General features: G+C 63.8%; 6 protein-coding genes. All 6 read right to left on the bottom strand.

Features of this window, described 5'->3' with window-relative positions; translation table 11 throughout:
• Window positions 1-392, bottom strand: a 392-nt coding sequence (locus tag AHiyo1_RS21485) for an MBL fold metallo-hydrolase (RefSeq protein ID WP_113990749.1), incomplete at its 3' end; no start/stop codon positions are given.
• The gene (locus tag AHiyo1_RS21490) at window positions 389-1,330 is read right to left on the bottom strand and encodes an alpha/beta hydrolase (protein ID WP_253257541.1); all 942 of its coding nucleotides are present in this window, start codon (window positions 1,328-1,330) and stop codon (window positions 389-391) included. The genes AHiyo1_RS21490 and AHiyo1_RS21485, both read right to left, overlap by 4 nt.
• Window positions 1,327-2,364, bottom strand: coding sequence for an FAD-dependent monooxygenase (locus AHiyo1_RS21495; protein ID WP_253257542.1), 1,038 nt, complete (start codon window positions 2,362-2,364; stop codon window positions 1,327-1,329). The genes AHiyo1_RS21490 and AHiyo1_RS21495 overlap by 4 nt, the downstream gene beginning before the upstream one ends.
• 185 nt (window positions 2,365-2,549) lie before the next feature.
• Complete coding sequence (locus AHiyo1_RS27550; protein ID WP_253257543.1) at window positions 2,550-3,068, bottom strand: hypothetical protein; 519 nt, start codon at window positions 3,066-3,068, stop codon at window positions 2,550-2,552.
• 28 nt (window positions 3,069-3,096) lie between these two features.
• Window positions 3,097-3,501 (bottom strand): hypothetical protein, encoded by a 405-nt coding sequence (locus AHiyo1_RS27555; RefSeq protein WP_253257544.1) that lies wholly within the window; start codon window positions 3,499-3,501, stop codon window positions 3,097-3,099.
• Between the two features lie 19 nt (window positions 3,502-3,520).
• Window positions 3,521-3,850, bottom strand: a complete 330-nt coding sequence (locus tag AHiyo1_RS27560; protein ID WP_253257545.1) for a hypothetical protein — start codon at window positions 3,848-3,850, stop codon at window positions 3,521-3,523.
• Between the last annotated feature and the right edge of the window lie 125 nt (window positions 3,851-3,975).

The raw sequence follows: 3,975 nt of genomic DNA on the forward strand, positions 1-3,975 counted from the left end.
ACGGCATTCGTGGCCGCGGTGAGCTTCGCCTCGCCGTCGGGATCCTGCAGATACTGCGCCCGCCCGGAAAGGTATTCGTCCACATGGGCCCGGCGCGAGCGCAAGAACGGTGCGTCGGCCTCATGAATGACCACTTGGGCGCGCCGTCCGGTGAGCTCCCACAGGGCGTAGGCGCCGCCAATGTGGTCGATGTGTCCATGGGTCAGCAGGATCCAGCGGACGTCTTCGATCCGGCGTCCGATTGCCTCCAGTGCCGGCACCATGCCGTCGGCGGGGGAGGACGCGATCCCGGTGTCGACGATGGCCGGTTCAGCGGTGTCGATGAAGAAGCTGTAGAGGCCGAAGCGGCCCCACGGGGAGACGAGGGGATGTACAGCAAGCGGCTTCGTCATTGGCCGGTCCTCGCGTTCAGGAATTCGCCCGTCTCCTCGAATGCCCGGTACAGCTCCGGTATCCAGGAGAAGTGCTGGACAAAACCATGATTGGCGCCGGGGTAGCGGGTCACTTTTGTCTCGACGCCGGCCTCCGCCAAGCGCCGGCCATAGAGTTCGCCCTCGTCCCGGAGGGGATCATGCTCGGCGGTGATGACCAGCGCTGCCGGCAGCCCGGCGAGATCTTCCCGCTTGATGGGGGAGACACGGGGGTCTGCAGGGTCGGCCCCGTTCTCAAGGTAGAACGAGTTGAAGGGTTTGAGGCCCGCCGTCTCCAGCCCGTACCCTTCGGCGTTTTCGCGCAGTGAGGGGTAACGCTCGACGTCGAAATCCAGGTCCAGCGACGGGTAGAACAGGACCTGGTGGGTGATCTGCTTGAACCCGTCGTCGAGGGCTTTCACGGCGACGGCGGCAACGAAGTTGCCTCCAGAGCTATCACCTGCGATGGCGAGATTCTTCCCGTCCCACTTCAGGTTTCCGCCCTTCCCGGCCGCCCAGCGGACCACGCCATAGCAGTCGTCAAGCCCTGCAGGGAACACGGCCTCGGGAGCCAAACGGTAGCCAACCGAGATGACCTTGTGTCCGGTTTCCTTTGCCAGGGCGCGTGCCACGTAGTCGTGGGTGTCCAGGCTGCCCAGGAAGAAGGCGCCGCCGTGGAAGTACACCAGCAGGCCATAGGAGTCGGCCTCCATCGGCGTATAGATCCGCACCGGCACTTCGCCCGACGACGTGACAGCCGTGGCGTCGTCCACCGAGTACAGCGGTAGCCGCTCCGCCAGCGGCGGGACCTGGGCTGCCTCGCCGGCGCGCATGGCTCGAGGGTCCAAGGGCGAACCATCGGGTGCCGGCAAAGTGGCCAGGACCTTGGCGATTTCCGGATGGATGGCCATGGCGTTCATGCCCTCGCTTCTGCTGTTACGGGCGCGCTGGCGGGCTTTTGCGACGTGGGCTTCTGACCCGGGAAGACATCGTTGACCTCTTCCTCGATCCAGCCTTGGCGGGAGATGCGCTGCAGCTCATCCGTCACCGGCTTGCGGGTTGCCTGGAACAGGGCCAGCGCCTCCTTGACCGTGGCGGCCTGGGTGACCGCGTCGGCGAGTGCACCTGCGTCCTCAATGGCCGAGTTTGCGCCTTGTCCCTGGTGGTGCAACATGGAGTGCGCCGCGTCGCCCATGAGCACCACGGAGTCGGTGTGCCACGAGTCGACCGGGTCGATGTCGTAGACGGCGCGGACATTGACCGTGTTCATGTCGAGGCCCCTTGTGATGTTCACGATGCGCTCGTCGAATCCGCTGACGGTTTCCAGGAGGCTTTCCTTGCTCACCTTCGGCGCCCAGGTACCGTCCGGGTTCAGGGCAGTAATGTCGAAGGACACCTGGTTCCGGTGGCGAAGCGGCAACAGGTAGACCTTGGTGCCCTTGCCGATGTACATCCGTAGGTTGTCGTCAACCACCAGGCCGTGGGCGTCGTCGGCGGAAATGACCACACGGTAGGCGTGTTCTCCGGAGAACACGGGGCCTTTGCCGCAGAAGAGCTGCTCGCGGACCACGGATTTGATGCCGTCGGCACCCACCACGAGGTCTGCCTCGACGGTATTGCCGTTCGTGAAGCTCAGCACGGAACGGCCGTCCATTTCCTCGATCTTCTCGAGCTTGTGGCCCAGGTGCACCATTCCCTTCGGGAGCACGCCGAGCAAGGCCTCGATGAAGTCGCCCCGGTGGATGAGGTAGGTGTGGGCCTGCTCGCCGAACTCCGGCCATGTGTCCTTCAAGATCGGTGTTCCGCTGGCCGTGAGGATCTCGAAGTAGTCGCTCGGCGAACTGACCTTGGCGATAGCATCGAAGATCCCCCACCTGTTGAAACGGTCCATGGTGGCGGGACGTAATCCAATGCCGGCGCCAACCTCCCGCATCTGCGACGCTTGCTCGTACACGTTGACGTTCGCACCGAGCAGGCTCAGGCTTTGGCCGCAGCTGCGCCCCCATACCCTGCGCCGACGATGGCGATATTGAGGTTCTTGATATCTTCAGATTTCATTGTTTGGATCACTTTCTGGACTCTTCCTTGGCCTGGGACCAAGTCTGGAGAAGCGGGTAGATTGTGGTGCCCGTCCGGAAGTCAGGCGTCCAGCGACAGGAAGCCGGCCGGGTTGTCTTCGAGCAGGAGTTTGAGAGTGGCGTCGTCGATTCCCGCGGCGCGCATGTCGGGGATCATGTCCTCGAAGATGTAGTTGATGGTGTGGCCCTTGACCCCCGGCCAGCCCAGCGGGCTGCAATTCGCGTCCGCCGAAACGAGCAGCTTGTCTGCGTAGCCCTTTTTCACGAGGGTCACGAAGTGCTGCATGCGTTCGGCGCGCTTGCGGCCCCAAAACGGGGGATCCGGAAGTTCGAGGTCGTAGCCGAAGGTATCGAAGCCGATTCGGCCGCCCTGCTCGTAGATCCAGTCATGCGGGGTGATCGGAGCGTTCAATCCGTCGTCGGCGTGGCCGAAGAGCACGCGGTCCAGGGAGAGGCCCTCTTCGTTGAAGATGGAGACCGCCGGCTCGGGATCGATGGCCAGGTGGGTCAGTATTGGCGCACCGGTGACGACGGCGGCGCGGGCCGCGGCCCGGTAGACTCGTTTGTCCAGCTCTGTCATTCGTCCACCGCGCTCACGCCCACCTTGATCACGCCGCTTTGGCGCCGGTGTTTCCGATGCCCACGGTGATCTCGTGGATGAACACTTTCGCGAGGTAGTCCACGGTGGCGCGGGAGAAATGCGGCAGGGCGGTGTCGCCGCCGACGAACCCGGTGCAGGCCACAATGTGCACCCCGGTCTTCCGGGACAGGGACTTGTAGTAGTCGACGTCACGGCCGTTGCAGATACCCGTGGCGTCCACTAACGTGCCGCCGCCGTATTCGCGGAACTTCCGCAACTTCGGCACGGTTTCTTCATAGGCCTGTTCCGGGGTCTTCCACCATTTGCTGTCGAGTTCGGACCCGGGCATGCCGTACCCGATGTGTTCGTGGACCGCCACGATTTCCAGTTCTTCGGCCGGAATGGTTCCCAGCACTGTATTGACCTTGGTCATTCGTTCACCTCAGGGGTTCTCAAGCTTGTTGCGGGTGGGCGGGTGCTGAGCGCACGGTCAGGAGATTGCGCGGATTGTCCACGAGGATGCGTTGGGCGTCTTCGTCACTCAGGCCCTGGGTCTTGAGGTGGGGCACGAACGTGGCCACCACGTGGCTGTAGGGCAGCTCGTACTCCGGGAGGCCCTTGGCCACTCCGATTGAGTTGCCCGAGAGGATGATCTTGCCGGCGTGGCCGGCGCTGACGAGTTCGAGTACCAGTGCAGTGCGTTCCTGGTCGCTGAGGTAGCCGGATGGTCGTTCAAGCCCACGTGTCGATGCCGACGAATGCTCCGCGGCGGGCCACCTCAATGGCCGTTCCGGCGGCGTCCTTGCGGTCCAAGTCACCGACAAGCACCCGCTCGGCCCCGATCTGCTCATCCAGGACGATGTCCAAGTCGTGCAAGGCGTCGGCGCCGAAGCGGATGGAGACCGGA

The sequence above is a fragment of the Arthrobacter sp. Hiyo1 genome (assembly GCF_001263615.2).
Lineage (GTDB): Bacteria > Actinomycetota > Actinomycetes > Actinomycetales > Micrococcaceae > Arthrobacter.

Excerpts from the sequence above, each read along its gene's own strand:
- AHiyo1_RS21490 (WP_253257541.1), bottom strand. The coding sequence starts at position 1,330 with ATGAACGCCATGGCCATCCATCCGGAAATCGCCAAGGTCCTGGCCACT.
- AHiyo1_RS27550 (WP_253257543.1), bottom strand. The coding sequence starts at position 3,068 with ATGACAGAGCTGGACAAACGAGTCTACCGGGCCGCGGCCCGCGCCGCC.
- AHiyo1_RS27555 (WP_253257544.1), bottom strand. The coding sequence starts at position 3,501 with ATGACCAAGGTCAATACAGTGCTGGGAACCATTCCGGCCGAAGAACTG.